This is a genomic window from Klebsiella sp. BIGb0399 (assembly GCF_003752615.1).
Classification (GTDB): Bacteria; Pseudomonadota; Gammaproteobacteria; order Enterobacterales; family Enterobacteriaceae; genus Klebsiella; species Klebsiella lignicola.
The window spans coordinates 308,072-323,035 of sequence record NZ_RKHT01000007.1; the positions used below are offsets into that span (position 1 = coordinate 308,072).

At 57.5% G+C, this 14,964-nt stretch carries 13 protein-coding genes; 12 read left to right on the forward strand and 1 reads right to left on the reverse strand.

Features of this window, described 5'->3' with window-relative positions:
• Position 1 precedes the first annotated feature (1 nt).
• Genes EDF82_RS16065 through EDF82_RS16090 form a run of 6 tightly spaced genes read left to right on the forward strand, consistent with a single transcriptional unit; the run spans position 2 to position 6,008 of the window.
• Entirely contained in the window at positions 2-532 is a 531-nt protein-coding gene (locus tag EDF82_RS16065; protein ID WP_123756526.1) for a cupin domain-containing protein, read from the forward strand.
• A gap of 9 nt (positions 533-541) precedes the next feature.
• The gene (locus EDF82_RS16070; RefSeq protein WP_123756527.1) at positions 542-1,312 is read left to right on the forward strand and encodes an alpha/beta fold hydrolase; all 771 of its coding nucleotides are present in this window, start codon (positions 542-544) and stop codon (positions 1,310-1,312) included.
• Positions 1,296-2,090, forward strand: a complete 795-nt coding sequence (locus EDF82_RS16075) for an SDR family oxidoreductase (RefSeq protein ID WP_123756528.1) — start codon at positions 1,296-1,298, stop codon at positions 2,088-2,090. The genes EDF82_RS16070 and EDF82_RS16075 overlap by 17 nt, the downstream gene beginning before the upstream one ends.
• A 13-nt stretch (positions 2,091-2,103) precedes the next feature.
• Entirely contained in the window at positions 2,104-2,874 is a 771-nt protein-coding gene (locus EDF82_RS16080; RefSeq protein ID WP_123756529.1) for an aspartate dehydrogenase, read from the forward strand.
• A gap of 9 nt (positions 2,875-2,883) precedes the next feature.
• Entirely contained in the window at positions 2,884-4,353 is a 1,470-nt protein-coding gene (locus tag EDF82_RS16085) for an aldehyde dehydrogenase (RefSeq protein WP_123756530.1), read from the forward strand.
• 14 nt (positions 4,354-4,367) lie between these two features.
• On the forward strand, positions 4,368-6,008 hold the full coding sequence (locus EDF82_RS16090) for a thiamine pyrophosphate-binding protein (RefSeq protein WP_123756531.1): 1,641 nt from the start codon (positions 4,368-4,370) through the stop codon (positions 6,006-6,008).
• Positions 6,009-6,153: 145 nt separating this feature from the next.
• Here the strand turns inward: EDF82_RS16090 and EDF82_RS16095 are convergent, their stop codons facing one another.
• Positions 6,154-6,924: a M48 family metallopeptidase gene (locus tag EDF82_RS16095; RefSeq protein ID WP_123756532.1), complete on the reverse strand. Its 771-nt coding sequence runs from the start codon at positions 6,922-6,924 to the stop codon at positions 6,154-6,156.
• A 277-nt stretch (positions 6,925-7,201) separates the two neighbouring features.
• On the opposite strand from EDF82_RS16095, the gene tkt reads away from it, so the two are divergent.
• The 6 genes from tkt to argO all read left to right on the forward strand — a co-directional run bounded on the left by tkt (position 7,202) and on the right by argO (position 14,951).
• Complete coding sequence (tkt, locus tag EDF82_RS16100; RefSeq protein WP_123756533.1) at positions 7,202-9,193, forward strand: transketolase; 1,992 nt, start codon at positions 7,202-7,204, stop codon at positions 9,191-9,193.
• 331 nt (positions 9,194-9,524) lie between these two features.
• Positions 9,525-10,544: an erythrose-4-phosphate dehydrogenase gene (epd, locus tag EDF82_RS16105; RefSeq protein ID WP_123756534.1), complete on the forward strand. Its 1,020-nt coding sequence runs from the start codon at positions 9,525-9,527 to the stop codon at positions 10,542-10,544.
• A gap of 77 nt (positions 10,545-10,621) precedes the next feature.
• The gene (gene pgk / locus EDF82_RS16110) at positions 10,622-11,785 is read left to right on the forward strand and encodes a phosphoglycerate kinase (RefSeq protein ID WP_123756535.1); all 1,164 of its coding nucleotides are present in this window, start codon (positions 10,622-10,624) and stop codon (positions 11,783-11,785) included.
• Between the two features lie 195 nt (positions 11,786-11,980).
• Entirely contained in the window at positions 11,981-13,060 is a 1,080-nt protein-coding gene (gene fbaA, locus EDF82_RS16115) for a class II fructose-bisphosphate aldolase (RefSeq protein WP_123756536.1), read from the forward strand.
• A 186-nt stretch (positions 13,061-13,246) separates the two neighbouring features.
• Positions 13,247-14,104, forward strand: a complete 858-nt coding sequence (gene mscS / locus EDF82_RS16120; protein ID WP_123756537.1) for a small-conductance mechanosensitive channel MscS — start codon at positions 13,247-13,249, stop codon at positions 14,102-14,104.
• 211 nt (positions 14,105-14,315) lie between these two features.
• A complete protein-coding gene (gene argO, locus EDF82_RS16125; RefSeq protein WP_123756538.1) occupies positions 14,316-14,951 on the forward strand; it encodes an arginine exporter ArgO in 636 nt (211 codons plus the stop codon).
• Positions 14,952-14,964 lie beyond the last annotated feature (13 nt).

Sequence of the window (14,964 nt, forward strand, 5' to 3'; positions counted from 1 at the left end):
GATGACTGATTCAACCGTAACTGCAAAACAGGGTATCAAACCTGAACATCTGACGATGGAAGAGTGGGTGGAGTCGCGTATCGCGCGCTTTGAAGGGCGGAAATACGACTGGAACGCGTTGAAATTCCAGGCCGATTTTGACCCGAAATATCGCCGTGCCCAGATGCGCTATATCGGCACCGGCGCCACCGGCGTCGCCAATGATACCAATACCGTCGCGGCAGAAAACTTCACCTTCTCCACCATGGTGCTGCCAGCGAAATGTGAAGGGCCGCTGCACCTGCACGACGACGTGGAGGAAGTGTTCTTCATGCTCAAAGGGCAGATCACGCTGATGATTCAGGATGGCGACAGCTATACCGAAACCGTGCTGCGCGAGCGCGACCTGATTTCCGTCCCGGCGGGGATCTACCGTGGGCTGTTTAACCACGGTGAAGAAGAGGCGCTGATGTGCGTGATGCTGGGGACGAAGAAGCCGAATATCCCGACCTACCCGGAAGATCATCCGCTGTCGAAAGTGAAGCGTAATTAAGGAGGCGTTATGACGGGTTTTCGTGATCAGGGGCAGGGCACGCCATTGATGTTGTTGCACGGCATCAGTTCCGGCGCGGCCTCCTGGCATAAACAGATGGCGCTGTCCGGCTACCGCGTGCTGGCCTGGGATATGCCCGGTTATGGCGAAAGCCCGATGCTGCCGGTTGAGCAGGCCGATGCCGGCGATTATGCCGACGCGCTGGCACAGCTGCTGGACCGCGCCAGCGTTGCGCAGACGGTGCTGGTGGGACACTCCCTCGGCGCGCTGGTGGCCAGCGCCTTTGCGGCGAAGTATCCGCAGCGCGTGCGGTATCTGGTGTTAGCCGATGCCGCGCAAGGCTACGGTCAGGCCGAGGCTCAACAACGGGAAAAGGTCTGGCACAGCCGCCAGCAGCTGATCGCCCAGGGCGCCGAAGTCATGGCATCCACCCGGGCGGCGAAGCTGTTGCACCCCTGCGCGAAGGCGAGCGATATCGCCACCGTGGCCGCCGGCATGCGCGCGTTGCGTCGTGAGGGCTACCTTGCGGCGGCGTGGATGCTGGCGCACGACAATATTCACCGCTGGCTTGGTGACTATCGCGGCCGGTTTGAAGTGTGGTGCGGCGAGCAGGACGCGATCACTCAGCCCGAACTGGTTCAGGGGCTGGCGCTGCGCTACGGCATGCCGTACACCGCTATTCCGCAGGCGGGACATGCCAGCTATCTCGATAATGAAACCTTTTTTAATCAACAGCTTTTACGAGTAGGGGAAGAGGTGCGCGATGAATGCACAAATTGAAGGACGTGTTGCGGTCGTCACCGGAGGCTCGTCAGGGATCGGCTTTGAAACGCTGCGTCTGCTGCTGGGAGAAGGGGCGAACGTCGCCTTCTGCGGCCGCAATCCTGACCGCCTCGCCAGCGCCCATGCGGCGCTGCAAAACGAATATCCCGGCGCAGAGGTGTTCTCTTACTGCTGCGACGTGCTTAAAGAAGAAGAGGTTCAGGCCTTTGCCGCCGAGGTGGCTAAGCGCTTTGGCGGAACGGATATGTTGATCAACAACGCCGGGCAGGGCTACGTGGCGCATTTCGCCGACACCCCGCGCGCGGCGTGGCTGCACGAAGCTGAACTGAAACTGTTTGGCGTCATTAACCCAGTGAACGCCTTCCTGCCGCAGCTGGAGCAGTCGGATATCGCCTCGATTACCTGCGTCAATTCACTGCTGGCGTTGCAGCCGGAGGAGCACATGATCGCCACCTCCGCCGCCCGCGCGGCGCTGCTCAATATGACCCTGACGCTCTCAAAAGATCTGGTGGGAAAAGGGATCCGTGTGAACTCGATTTTACTGGGCATGGTGGAGTCCGGACAGTGGCAGCGGCGTTTTGAAAACCGCGCCGATAAGCACCAGAGCTGGCCTGAGTGGACGGCGGATATCGCCCGTCAGCGGGGGATCCCGATGGCACGTCTCGGCAAGCCGCAGGAGCCCGCGCAGGCGCTGCTGTTCCTGGCTTCGCCGCTGGCGTCGTTTACCACCGGTGCCGCGCTGGATGTCTCCGGCGGTTTTTGCCGTCACCTGTAGATAAGGAGCCATCATGAAAAAAATCATGCTCATCGGTTACGGCGCCATGGCGCAGGCGGTGATTGCCCGCCTGCCGGCAGAGGTGACGTTAGGCTGGATTGTCGCCCGTGAACCGCACCATGCGGCGATCCGCGCCCGCTTCGGCGTGGCGGTGACGGTACTCGACGACCCGCAGGACTGTAGCGAAAACCCGGACCTGGTGCTGGAGTGCGCCAGCCAGCAGGCGGTTGCGCAATTTGGCGAAGCGATTCTGGCGCGCGGCTGGCACCTGGCGGTGATCTCCACCGGCGCCCTCGCCGATAGCGCCCTTGAACAGCGTTTGCAGCAGGCGGGCGGCCGTCTGAGCCTGTTATCCGGCGCGGTGGCGGGTATCGACGGGCTGGCGGCGGCGAAAGAGGGGGGCCTGGAGCGGGTGACCTATCAGTCGCGTAAAAGCCCGGCCAGCTGGCGCGGCAGCTACGCAGAAATGCTGATTGATCTTAATGCGGTCAACGAAGCGACCATTTTTTTCGAGGGCAGCGCCCGTGAAGCGGCTCGCCTGTTTCCGGCGAATGCCAACGTCGCGGCCACCGTGGCGCTGGGCGGCATCGGGATGGATGCCACCCGCGTACAGCTGATGGTCGACCCGGTGACGCAACGCAATACCCATACGTTACATGTTGAAGGGTTGTTCGGCGAATTTCGCCTCGAGCTGAGCGGCTTACCGCTTGCCGATAACCCCAAAACGTCCACCCTGGCGGCACTGAGCGCGGTCCGCGCCTGCCGTGAACTGGCGCAACGCTGAGAGGCTGCGATGGATGACTTAATGATTTTTATCGGCGGCCACTGGCGCCACGGCACCGGCAACCTGATGCACAGCTACTTTCCGGCCGACGGTTCGGTGAATGCCAGCCTGCATGCGGCCAGCCTGGAGGATCTCGACGAGGCGATCGCCTGTGCCGATCGCGCCTGGCAGGATCCGGCCTGGCGCAACATGCTGGCGCACCAGCGGGCAAAGATCCTGCATAAGGTGGCGGACCTGATCGAATCACGCGTGGATGCGCTGGCGCAGATGCAAAGCCGCGACAACGGCAAACCGCTGGCGGAAACGCGGGGGCTGGTGATGAGCGCGGCGGGCTGCGCCCGATATTTCGCCGCCGCCTGCGAACTGCTGGAAGGGGAACTGCCGACGCCGCGCCACAACGATCTGCTGACCCTGAGCCGCTACGAGCCGCTGGGCGTGGTGGCGGCGATCACGCCGTGGAACTCGCCGATCGCCAGCGAGATGCAAAAAGTAGCCCCGGCCATCGCCGCCGGTAACGCGGTGATCCTTAAACCGGCGGAAGCCACGCCGCTGATGGCGCTGGAGCTGGCGCGGATCTTCGAACAGGCCGGCCTGCCCGCCGGGCTGCTGAGCGTCCTGCCGGGGAAAGGCTCGGTGATTGGCGACGCGCTGGCCCGCCATCCGCGGGTCCGCAAAATTTCGTTTACCGGCGGTACCCGTACCGGGCGTCATCTGGCGCACGTGGCGGCAGACAAACTGATCCCGGCGTCGCTGGAGCTGGGCGGGAAATCGCCGACCATCGTGCTGGAAGATGCCGATATTGACCAGGCGGCACGCGGCATCTGTTACGGCATTTTCAGCTCTGGCGGCCAGGCCTGTATCGCCGGTTCACGGCTGTTTGTTGATGAAAAAGTCTACCCGCAGCTGATGGCGCGACTGCTGGAACTGACCCTCGGGCTGCGGATCGGCCATCCGTTTAATGCAGATACCCACGTTGGGCCGCTGATTAATCAACAGCATCGCGACAGCGTGCTGGCCTATGTCGAACTGGCGAAACGCGAAGGCGGCCAGGTGCTGTGCGGCGGCGAGATCCCGGCGGATCCGGCGCTGGCGGCGGGCAGCTACTTCCAGCCGACGATCGTCGAAGGCCTGAGCAATAGCGCGCGCGTGTGCCAGGAAGAGATCTTCGGCCCGGTGCTGATCGCGATGTCGTTTAGTGATGAAGAGCAGCTGATCCGCGAGGCTAACGATTCGGTCTATGGCCTCGCGGCAGGCATCTGGACCCGCGACAGTGGACGCGCTCTGCGCTTAAGCGATCGCCTGGATGCCGGGACGGTGTGGATCAACACCTACAAAGTTTTCTCCATTTCGACCCCGTTTGGGGGCTTTAAAGAGAGCGGTCTGGGCCGCGAAAAAGGCATTCAGGGGCTGAAAGCCTGGATGCAACAAAAGAGCATTTATCTGGCGACGGGTAATAGCGTGAATCACTGGTGCGATTGAGAGAAGGGTGAGCAATGAGCGAAATGATAACCGTCGGCGAAGCCATCGCCAGAACGCTGGAGCAGTATAACGTTGAGGCTATTTACGGCGTCATCTCCATTCATAACCTGCCGGTGGCCGATGCGATTGGTCAGCGCGGCAAGATCCGTTTTGTCCCGGCGCGCGGCGAAGCCGGCTCGGTCACCATGGCGGATGCCCACGGTCGCTTCTCCGGCCTTGGGGTGGCGCTGACCAGTACCGGCGCCGGAGCGGGCAACGCGGTTGGCGCGCTGGTCGAGGCGATGAACGCCGGTACGCCGCTGCTGCATCTGACCGGTCAGGTAGAGAAAACCTGGCTGGATGCGGATACCGGTTTTATTCACGAAACCCGCGATCAGCTGAGCTTCCTGAAAGCCAGCTCTAAACGCGCCTGGCGCATCAGCAATGCCAACCAGGCCATCGCGATTCTGCACAAGGCTATCCAGGAGGCGCAGACGCCGCCGTGCGGGCCGGTTTCGGTGGAGATCCCAATTGATATTCAGGGGGCGAAAATACCGCTGTCGCTGGTGACCGCCCCGCTGAGCACCGCGCCGGTGGCGTCCGCTGACCCGGCCACCGTGGATGCCCTGTGGGCGCAGCTGAAGCAGGCTAAACAGCCGCTGCTGTGGCTCGGCGGCGGCGCCATCGCCAGCGGAGAAGCGGTGAAGGCACTGGCGGATGCGGGGATCACCGTGATTTCCAGCACCCACGGACGCGGCATTCTGCCGGACAGCCATCGCGCCAGCCTGCGCGCGTTCCATAACTCGCCTTCCGTTGAGGCGCTGATGGCGCAATGTGATTTTACGCTGGTGGCGGGCTCGCGCCTGCGCAGCAACGAAACCCGCTCCTGGACGCTGGAGCTGCCGTCTCCGCGGGTGCAGATTGATATCGACCCGGCGGCGGCCAGCCGTAACTATCTGATGGATAACACCGTGACGGCCGACTGCAGCGTGATGCTGAGCGCACTGGCGGCTAAGGCGCGGGGGCGTGAGTGGGGCAGTGCCCAGTGGGACGGGCAAATAAAAGCGGCGCTGGAGCTGGCAGAGCAGGGGCTACGCGAGCAGTGCGGCGCCTATGCTCAGCTGAACGACGCTATTGCGCAGGCGCTGCCTGACGACGGTATTCTGGTTCGCGACATTACCGTTTCCGGCAGCCTGTGGGGCAGCCGCCTGTTCCGCGCCCATGGTCCGATGATGAACGTGCATTCGCTGGCTGGCGCCATTGGCATGGGGCTGCCGATGGCTATCGGGACCGCCATCGCCAACCCGCAGCGCAAGATTGTCGGCCTGGTGGGCGACGGCGGCCTGAGCCTGAACCTGGGCGAGCTGGCGACGCTGGCGCAGGAAAAAGCCAACGTGACCTTGATTATCATGAACGATGGCGGCTATGGGGTGATGCGTGGCATTCAGGATAAATATTTTGGCGGTCGTCAGTATTACAACGAGCTGCATACGCCGGACTTCACGCTGCTGGCGCAGGCTATCGGCCTGCAGGCGTGGAGCGTTGAGCGGGCTGACGATTTCCGCGCGGTGATGACCGAGGCGCTGGCGATGCCGGGGCCGTCGGTGGTTGAAGTCAGAATGGGCAGCATCGGCGCGTTGCGCTTTGCCGGGCCGCCGCAGAAGACTCTCTACTAACCGGATACCCCCTCCCATGCGGGAGGGGGGAGGCTATTTTATTTGCCATTTTGGCCCCGGGCTGTGCTCACCATCCTCACGTACTGCGTGTACGCTCCGGTGGTTCCGCGCTGTTCGTGGCCAAACTGGCTGCAACAATCTACGCCTACCGGGATTGGCTCGTAATGCCGTCCGCTTTCATGCGATCGCGGATGTGTTGGGCACGTTCTTCAGACGCCGGGTGATCGTCAAACATCGAGCTTTGACGACCGGCTTCCAGTTTGGCCAGCTTCTCGAAGCTGGTGGCCAGCCCTGTCGGGTTAATTCCACGTTTGCGCAGCAGGTCGTAGGAGTAGTCGTCGGCTTCTGATTCCTGGCGCTGGGAGAACTGTGAGTTCACCAGTTTTTCGCCGAGATCGCCGAGCTGAGATTGCGACAGGCTACCGACGATACCGCCGGCGGAGGCGGCAGCGGCGCGAACGGCATTGGTGCCGAGGGCGACCTGCATCCCTTTCTTCACGTGGCCGAGGGCGACGTGGCCCATTTCATGGCCGATCACGGCTTCGACTTCGTTATCGTTCATGATATCCATCAGGCCGCTGTATATGCGGATACAGCCGTTAGCCATCGCAAAGGCGTTCACATCTTTGGTTTCATAGACTTTGTAATTCACCGGCTGGCCGTTGATGTTGTCGCCCAGCGCGGCGGCGATTTTACTCAGGCGCTGGCTGTACTGGCTGCTGGCAGGAGAAATCGTGGCTTTCGCATCCATCTCTTTGCAGGCCTGATCGCTTAAGGCTTTGACCTGGGCATCGCTCAGCGAGTAAGCCTGAAAAGCTTCTGCGCCGGAGCTGAGAAGGGCGTTGGAGTCCATGTTCTGACATCCGCTAAGGGTTGCGGCAATCCCAAGGGCAAGAATAGTTGAGCGAATTTTCATTTTTATCTTCCACAATCGTTCGATGATCTGTCTGAAAATGACGACGATAAGCCAGTCGCATCCTGCACAAATTATAAAGACTATTGCGCAACAGTGGTGAGAGGATTCCGGGGCAGCACAACGTGTTCCGGAGATTTCTTAAACCACAAAAGGATGCTCCATGTACATGCTTTGTCGCTTGGGTTACATTGTTGTCACTTTTTTCTGGCATAGCCCAAAATGCGCTCTCGTCAAGCCGTTAAGGGTATGACCTTCAACAGTCCGAACTGGAGTCAAAATGTCCTCACGTAAAGAGCTTGCTAACGCTATTCGTGCGCTGAGCATGGATGCTGTACAGAAAGCCAAATCCGGCCACCCGGGTGCCCCGATGGGTATGGCTGACATTGCCGAAGTCCTGTGGCGTGATTTCCTGAACCATAACCCACAGAATCCGTCCTGGGCCGATCGTGACCGCTTCGTGCTGTCCAATGGCCATGGCTCCATGCTGATCTACAGCCTGTTGCACCTCACCGGTTACGACCTGCCGATCGAAGAGCTGAAAAACTTCCGTCAGCTGCACTCTAAAACCCCGGGTCACCCGGAAGTGGGCTACACCGCTGGTGTGGAAACTACCACCGGTCCGCTGGGTCAGGGTATTGCTAACGCCGTAGGTATGGCTATCGCAGAAAAAACGCTGGCGGCGCAGTTCAACCGTCCGGGCCACGACATCGTTGACCACTTCACCTATGCCTTTATGGGTGACGGCTGCATGATGGAAGGGATCTCTCACGAGGTTTGCTCCCTGGCCGGTACCCTGAAACTGGGTAAACTGGTGGCGTTCTATGACGACAACGGTATCTCCATCGACGGTCACGTTGAAGGCTGGTTCACCGACGATACGGCAAAACGTTTTGAAGCTTACGGCTGGCACGTTGTGCGTGGCGTAGATGGTCACGACGCCGATGCCATCAAACGTGCAGTAGAAGAAGCGCGTGCGGTCACCGACAAACCGTCCCTGCTGATGTGCAAAACCATCATCGGTTTCGGTTCCCCGAACAAAGCCGGTACCCACGACTCCCACGGCGCACCGCTGGGCGACGCAGAAATTGCGCTGACCCGTGACGCGCTGGGCTGGCATCACCCGGCCTTCGAAATCCCGTCTGACATCTATGCGCAGTGGGATGCGAAAGAAGCCGGTCAGGCGAAAGAAGCCTCCTGGAACGAGAAGTTCGCAGCTTATGCGAAAGCCTTCCCGCAGGAAGCGGCTGAATTCACCCGTCGTATGAAAGGTGACATGCCGTCTGATTTCGATGCGAAAGCCAATGAATTCATCGCTAAACTGCAGGCTAATCCGTCCAAGATTGCCAGCCGTAAAGCGTCTCAGAATGCGATCGAAGCGTTCGGCCCGCTGTTGCCAGAATTCCTCGGCGGCTCCGCTGACCTGGCGCCATCTAACCTGACTATCTGGTCTGGTTCGAAAGCGATTAACGAAGATACCGCCGGTAACTACATCCATTACGGCGTGCGCGAGTTCGGTATGACCGCTATCGCTAACGGTATCTCCCTGCACGGCGGCTTCCTGCCGTACACCTCGACCTTCCTGATGTTCGTCGAATATGCCCGTAACGCGGTGCGTATGGCGGCACTGATGAAGCAGCGTCAGGTGATGGTTTACACCCACGACTCTATCGGTCTGGGCGAAGATGGCCCGACTCACCAGCCGGTTGAGCAGGTCGCTTCCCTGCGCGTTACACCGAACATGTCCACCTGGCGTCCGTGTGACCAGGTTGAATCTGCGGTGGCGTGGAAATATGGCGTTGAGCGTCATGACGGCCCGACTGCGCTGATTCTGTCTCGTCAGAACCTGGCACAGCAGGATCGTACCGAGCAGCAGCTGAAAGACATCGCTCGCGGTGGCTACGTGCTGAAAGATTGCGCAGGTCAGCCTGAGCTTATCTTCATCGCGACCGGTTCTGAAGTTGAGCTGGCCGTTGCTGCCTGGGACAAACTGACTGCCGAAGGCGTGAAGGCGCGTGTGGTCTCCATGCCGTCCACCGACGCGTTCGACAAGCAGGACGCGGCTTACCGCGAATCCGTGCTGCCGAAAGCCGTTTCTGCGCGCGTGGCCATTGAAGCCGGTATCGCTGATTACTGGTTCAAATACGTCGGCCTGAACGGCGCTATCGTCGGTATGACCACCTTCGGTGAGTCTGCGCCGGCAGAGCTGCTGTTCGAAGAGTTTGGCTTCACCGTGGAAAACGTGGTCGCCAAAGCGAAAGCGCTGCTGTAGTCGTCTGCCTCCCGGTTATCCGGGGGCTAACGTCAGAAAAAACCGGGAATTTTCCCGGTTTTTTTTTTATCTTCGTTATTCCCAAAAGCCGTCTGTCGATGGCATATTATTCCAACAAAAATGTGACGAATGTCAGATAACTCACTTCTTCCACTGGACAGCCATTCCTTTTATTCCTTGTTTCGCTTATTCTAGCTGAAGCGTTTCAGTCGTATAAATGTTCGACAATTAATCAATCAGTCGCAGTTTGCGACGGGTAAGGTTTCCCTTAAGGCGCGGCTGGATTACTCTGTCAGCCATCTCAAATCAGGGACAACCTTGCAGGAGACCTATGACCATACGCATCGCGATTAATGGCTTCGGTCGCATAGGACGCAACGTGGTTCGCGCGTTATACGAATCCGGGCGTCGTGCGGAAATTACCGTGGTGGCTATCAACGAACTGGCGGACGCCGCAGGCATCGCGCATTTGTTGAAATATGACACCAGCCATGGGCGCTTTGCCTGGGATGTTCGCCAGGAGCGAGAGCAGCTGTTTGTCGGCGATGATGCCATCCGCCTGCTGCACGAACCTTCAATTGCGGCGCTGCCCTGGCAGGAACTGGCGGTTGATATCGTTCTGGATTGCACCGGCGTGTATGGCAGTCGTGAGCATGGCGAAGCCCATCTTCAGGCTGGGGCAAAGAAAGTGCTCTTTTCCCATCCCGGTGCCAGCGATCTCGACGCGACCGTGGTATTTGGCGTGAACCACGAAGAGCTACGTGCCGAGCACCGTATTGTCTCTAACGCCTCCTGCACCACCAACTGCATTATCCCGGTCATAAAGCTGTTAGATGATGCCTACGGCATAGAGTCAGGAACGGTAACGACAATTCACTCCGCGATGCACGATCAGCAGGTGATCGATGCTTATCATCCGGACCTGCGGCGTACGCGTGCGGCGAGCCAGTCGATCATTCCGGTTGATACCAAATTGTCCGCGGGGATTACGCGAATTTTCCCGCAGTTTAATGACCGTTTTGAGGCGATTGCGGTCCGCGTTCCGACGATTAATGTGACGGCGATCGACCTGAGCGTCACGGTGAGAAATCCCGTAAAAGCCAGTGAAGTCAACCAGTTGTTGCAAAAAGCAGCACAAGGTGCATTTCATGGTATAGTTGACTATACGGAATTGCCGTTGGTCTCGATAGATTTTAACCACGACCCGCACAGCGCCATCGTTGATGGCACGCAAACCCGGGTGAGTGGTGCCCATCTGATCAAAACTCTGGTCTGGTGCGATAATGAATGGGGCTTTGCTAACCGGATGCTCGACACGACGTTAGCGATGGCCGTTATTGGTTTCAGGTGAGACATCCCTGCGCAAAATCGTTCGCGATAGCGCGTATGGCGTCTGCAAAACTTTAAGAATCATTGAGAGGATTCACCATGTCTGTAATTAAGATGACCGATCTGGATCTGGCTGGTAAACGCGTTTTCATCCGTGCCGATCTGAACGTACCAGTTAAAGACGGGAAAGTAACCAGCGACGCGCGTATCCGTGCTTCTCTGCCGACCATTGAGCTGGCTCTGAAACAGGGTGCTAAAGTGATGGTCACTTCTCACCTGGGTCGTCCGACCGAAGGCGAGTACAACGAAGAATTCTCTCTGCTGCCGGTTGTTAATTACCTGAAAGACAAACTGTCTAACCCGGTACGTCTGGTTAAAGATTACCTGGATGGCGTTGAAGTTGCCGCGGGTGAACTGGTGGTTCTGGAAAACGTTCGCTTCAACAAAGGCGAAAAGAAAGACGACGAAGCGCTGTCCAAAAAATACGCGGCACTGTGTGACGTGTTCGTGATGGATGCATTCGGTACTGCACACCGTGCACAGGCATCTACCCACGGTATCGGTAAATTCGCCGACGTCGCTTGCGCAGGCCCGCTGCTGGCTGCTGAGCTTGATGCGCTGGGTAAAGCACTGAAAGAACCTGCTCGTCCGATGGTTGCTATCGTTGGTGGTTCTAAAGTTTCTACCAAACTGACCGTGCTGGACTCTCTGTCCAAAATCGCTGACCAGCTGATCGTTGGCGGCGGTATCGCCAACACCTTCGTTGCAGCCCAGGGCCACAACGTTGGTAAATCCCTGTATGAAGCAGACCTGGTTGATGAAGCTAAGCGCCTGCTGACCACCTGTGATATCCCGGTCCCGACAGACGTTCGCGTAGCCACTGAGTTCTCCGAAACCGCTACCGCAACTCTGAAATCTGTTAGCGACATCAAAGATGAAGAGCAGATCCTGGACCTGGGCGACGTTTCTGCACAGAAACTGGCTGATATCCTGAAAAACGCTAAAACTATTCTGTGGAATGGTCCGGTTGGCGTATTCGAATTCCCGAACTTCCGTAAAGGTACCGAAATCGTGGCTAACGCGATTGCTGACAGCGAAGGTTTCTCCATCGCAGGCGGCGGCGACACTCTGGCTGCGATCGACCTGTTCGGTATTTCGGACAAAATCTCCTACATCTCCACCGGCGGCGGCGCATTCCTCGAATTCGTGGAAGGCAAAGTACTGCCAGCTGTAGCGATGCTTGAAGAGCGCGCTAAGAAGTAAGTTTGATCAGGCGGGACATTCCCGCCTGTTTTACAAATAAAATTCAATTTGTTGCTTTAAATCGTTGGTGTTGCAGGAAGCGGGCAACAGCGCGAACGTCGGGGACTGACGTCACCGGGGAACGCGAGGTCAGCCAGAGGACTGCCATACCCATGATGGCGAGCATAAACGGCCGAAGATACAGGACTACGTAACATGTCTAAAATTTTTGATTTCGTAAAACCTGGCGTGATCACTGGTGATGACGTTCAGAAAGTGTTCCAGGTAGCTAAAGAAAACAACTTTGCTCTGCCAGCGGTTAACTGTGTGGGTACTGACTCCATCAACGCCGTTCTGGAAGCAGCTGCAAAAGCTAAATCTCCGGTTATCGTTCAGTTCTCTAACGGCGGCGCTGCGTTCATCGCAGGTAAAGGCGTGAAAACTGACGTTCCGCAGGGTGCTGCAATCCTGGGTGCTATCTCTGGCGCACATCACGTTCACCAGATGGCTGAACATTACGGCGTGCCGGTTATTCTGCACACTGACCACTGCGCGAAGAAACTGCTGCCGTGGATCGACGGCCTGCTGGACGCGGGTGAAAAACACTACGCTGCTACCGGCAAACCGCTGTTCTCTTCTCACATGATCGACCTGTCTGAAGAGACGCTGCACGAAAACATCGAAATCTGCTCTAAATATCTGGCGCGCATGGCCAAAATGGACATGACTCTGGAAATCGAACTGGGTTGCACCGGTGGCGAAGAAGACGGCGTGGACAACAGCCACATGGACGCTTCTGCACTGTACACTCAGCCGGAAGACGTTGATTACGCGTACACTGAACTGAGCAAAATCAGCCCGCGTTTCACCATCGCTGCTTCCTTCGGTAACGTACACGGCGTGTACAAGCCGGGTAACGTTGTTCTGACCCCGACTATCCTGCGCGATTCTCAGGAATATGTTTCTAAGAAACACAACCTGCCGCACAACAGCCTGAACTTCGTCTTCCACGGCGGTTCCGGTTCTTCCGCTCAGGAAATCAAAGATTCCGTCAGCTACGGCGTTATCAAAATGAACATCGATACCGATACCCAATGGGCAACCTGGGACGGTATCCTGCAGTACTACAAAACTAACGAAGCTTACCTGCAGGGCCAGCTGGGCAACCCGAAAGGCGAAGACCAGCCGAACAAGAAATACTACGATCCGCGCGTATGGCTGCGCGCTGCACAGGCGTCCATGGTGACTCGTCTGGAGCAGGCATTTAAAGAACTGAACGCGATCGACGTTCTGTAAGAACATTCTGTTTCTTGCCCAAAAGCCCGCGCTATTGCGGGCTTTTTTACATCTGAAGCCAGTGATTGGTCGCGGAAAATTGTGATCAACTTGGCAAAATATGCCCTTATTGTTTACCCTTAGTTAACCTGATGACTGCAGGTTTGGTTATTTATTTCCCCTATGGGTATTCATAAGGAATGTTAAATGGAAGATTTGAACGTTGGCGACAGCCTACATAACGCCAGCTCGTGGCTGGTGCGCAATCAGGAACTGCTGCTGAGCTATGCCGTCAATATCGTCGCTGCCATTGCGATTATCATTGTCGGGATGATCGTGGCGCGGGTGGTATCGAATACGGTTAACCGCCTGATGCTGGCGCGTAAGATTGATGCGACCGTTGCCGATTTTCTGTCTGCGCTTGTACGCTATGCCGTTATCGCCTTTACCTTGATTGCCGCACTGGGCCGCGTTGGCGTGCAGACGGCATCGGTGATCGCCGTCCTCGGTGCCGCAGGTCTGGCCGTAGGTCTGGCGCTGCAAGGCTCCTTGTCTAACCTCGCTGCAGGCGTGCTGCTGGTGATGTTCCGTCCGTTCCGCGCGGGTGAGTATGTCGATCTCGGTGGCATTGCCGGTACCGTGCTGAACGTGCAGATCTTTTCGACTACGATGCGCACGGTTGACGGTAAAATTGTGGTGATCCCCAACGGCAAAATTATTGCCGGCAATATCATTAACTTTTCCCGCGAGCCGGTGCGCCGTAACGAGTTCATTATCGGCGTATCCTACGATGCCGACATTGATAAGGTGAAGCAGTTGCTCACCAATATCATCGAATCGGAAGATCGTATCCTTAAGGATCGCGAAATGACCGTGCGTCTGCATGAGCTGGGGGCATCCTCCGTGAACTATGTGGTGCGTGCCTGGAGCCAGAGCAGCGACCTGCAAAGCGTTTACTGGGACGTGCTGGAGCGTATTAAGCGTGACTTTGACGCGAACGGCATCAGCTTCCCGTACCCGCAGATGGATGTCCATGTGGTTCGCCCGCAGGAGAAAGCGGAGTAATTCGCCGTCGATATGCCAGGCCTGACCGTCGGATATCGGTTAGCTTGATTGATTAAAGGCTGGCATAAAAAGGGTTCATGTTATGCATGGACCCTTTTTTAATAACATCGTCATTAGCTGTATTAATTAATGATTAAAATTATCAATTTCCTCTAATGATTTTTACGCGTTATATTCCCCTGCATTAACGACCTTATCGGAAAAACACGTCATGTTATCGTATTACTTTCAGGGGCTTGTCCTGGGCGCGGCTATGATTTTACCCCTTGGCCCGCAAAACGCCTTTGTGATGAATCAGGGTATTCGTCGGCAGTATCATGTGATGATCGCGCTGCTGTGCGCGGTCAGCGATCTGCTGCTGATTTGTGCCGGGATTTTTGGCGGCAGCGCATTACTGATGCAGTCGCCGTGGCTGCTGGCGCTGGTGACCTGGGGTGGCGTGGCGTTCCTGTTGTGGTACGGTTTCGGCGCATTGAAAACGGCGATGAGCAGCAATCTGGAACTGGCCAGCGCGGAAGTGATGAAGCAGGGGCGCTGGAAAATTATTGCCACCATGCTGGCGGTGACGTGGCTGAATCCGCACGTCTATCTCGACACCTTTGTGGTGCTGGGGAGCCTGGGCGGGCAGCTTGCCGTGGAGCCGAAACGCTGGTTTGCATTAGGGACGATCAGCGCCTCCTTTATTTGGTTCTTAAGCCTGGCGCTGTTGGCGGCGTGGCTGGCGCCACGCCTACGTACTGCGCGTGCGCAACGGATCATCAATGTGCTGGTGGGTGTCGTGATGTGGTTTATCGCCTTTCAGCTGGCAAAAGAGGGGCTTGTGCATCTCCAGGCGTTAGTGAACTAAGTGTTGTCCGATG